This window comes from Ruminococcus callidus ATCC 27760 (assembly GCF_000468015.1).
Classification (GTDB): Bacteria; Bacillota; Clostridia; order Oscillospirales; family Ruminococcaceae; genus Ruminococcus_C; species Ruminococcus_C callidus.
Genome location: NZ_KI260340.1, coordinates 736 through 2,767, shown reverse-complemented (window position 1 = coordinate 2,767; position 2,032 = coordinate 736). Strand labels below are relative to the sequence as shown.

General features: G+C 46.1%; 2 protein-coding genes. Both read right to left on the bottom strand.

Annotation, left to right across the window (positions count from 1 at the left end):
• Positions 1-937, bottom strand: a 937-nt coding sequence (locus tag RUMCAL_RS04075) for a phage portal protein (protein ID WP_040646910.1), incomplete at its 3' end; no start/stop codon positions are given.
• A gap of 13 nt (positions 938-950) precedes the next feature.
• The coding region (locus tag RUMCAL_RS04070; protein WP_021681278.1) for a terminase large subunit at positions 951-2,032 on the bottom strand (1,082 nt) is incomplete at its 5' end.

The window sequence follows — 2,032 nt, the reverse complement described above, 5'->3', positions numbered from 1 at the left end:
TGTATTTCACGAAATCCAATGATAGATGTTCCACATTGGAAAATGTGGCATGGTCTAAATCACCGATCATGTGGAGCGGCACTCGATACAGTCGGGCAATTTCCTCAACCTGAAACTTTCTGGTTTCCAAAAACTGTGCTTCATTGTTGGGGATGGAGATCGGTGTATACTTCATGCCCTCTTCTAAAATTGCCGTATGATGCGAGTTGGAACCGCCGTAGGCACGCTGCCAAGCATCCCGCACACGCTCTGGATTTTTAATGACACCCGGATGTTCCAATACACCGGATGGACTGGCACCGTTGGCGAAAAAGGTAGAACCATAGTCTTCACAGGCAAGGGAAATGCCGATTGCATTCTTTGCAAGAGCAATCGGTGAATATCCCACCAAACCGTCATACCCAAGTCCGGGAATATGCAGCACATCTTCTGCCTGCAGGACAATATCGCCCTGCTGTTTCAGGTTTGGATTGGCTTCATCGTAGCGGCTGTAGATGTAGACCAGACGGTTTCGCTGATCACGGTCTACTCTGACCTTATCCGGCATCAGCGGATACAGCCCCAATACATCTCCACGACCATTTCGGATAATCTGTGCATAGGCATTGCCGTAAATCAGCAGATGGGACATCAAAGTTTCCCGGAATACGAAGGATGTCATTTCGGGATTCGGCTGGTCATGCAGCAAAAAATAAAGCGGATGCCGTGGCACTCGCTCTTTTCCGTTTTCGGTATATTGGTAAACGTGTAATGGCAGCTGGGCAATCGCTTCTGACAGAACCCGTACACAGGCATACACCACCGTGTGCTGCATAGCGGTGCGGTCATTGACTCGCTTACCACTATTGGAACGTCCGAAGAAGTAACTGTAGCTGGGACTGTCGTAGCTGTTTTTCGGGTGATCTCGTCCCCGAAAAAATCCTCTCAAAATACGCATAATTCCTCACTCCTTACAAAATCAACATATCTCTTTCGTCATAAACACTTGTTTCATCCCCAGTACATCCACAGCGAATTGCACGGTCAAGAGCCATAATCATGGCAACCGCACCGTCAATCTTCTCTGTGGATTTTTCTTTGTCCGGCTTGATATTTCCGGCAGGATCTCGCTTGATGAAGATGTTGTCCATCATCCAACGAAGAACCGGCTGACCACCATGTGCTATTTTTTTCTCCAATGTCAATTTCATTAGTTCTTTTGTTGGCGGTGACATATCCTTATATCCCTGCCCAAACTGTACTAAGGTAAATCCCAAATCTTCTAAGTTTTGCGACATCTGCACCGCACCCCAACGGTCAAAAGCAATTTCTTTGATATGGAATTTCTGCCCCAATTCCTCGATGAAGTTTTCGATAAAACCATAGTGAACCACATTTCCCTCAGTGGTTTTCAGGTAACCCTGCCGTTCCCACACATCATATGGAACGTGGTCACGCCTTACTCTGAGTGGCAGAGTTTCTTCAGGGAGCCAGAAGTAAGGCAAAACAGAATATATCTCATCATCCTCAGTAGGTGGAAAGACAAGGACAAAAGCCGTAATATCTGTAGTACTGGAAAGGTCAAGTCCACCGTAGCAGATTCTTCCACGAAGGAATTCTGGAATTACAGGAGCATTACAAGCATCCCATTTTTCCATTGGCATCCATCGAACAGACTGTTTTACCCACTGATTCAAACGCAGTTGTCGGAATGCGTTCTCTTCACCCGGATTTTGTCTGGCAGAATTGCAAGCAGCTTCAACTTTATCCATTCCGACAGTAATGCCAAGAGAGGGATTTGCTTTTTTCCAAACTTCTGGAGAAGTCCAGTCTTCAGATTCATCTGCACCGTAAATCACAGGATAGAATGTTGGATCGATTTTTCTGCTTTCCAAAATATCTTTTGCCTTTTGATGCGTTTCATAACAAATAGAATGCGTGTCCGTCCCAGCCGTGGTGATGAGAAAATACAAAGGCTGCATTCTCGCATCACCGGAACCTTTGGTCATGACATCAAACAGCTTTCGGTTCGGCTGCGTATGCAGTTCATCAA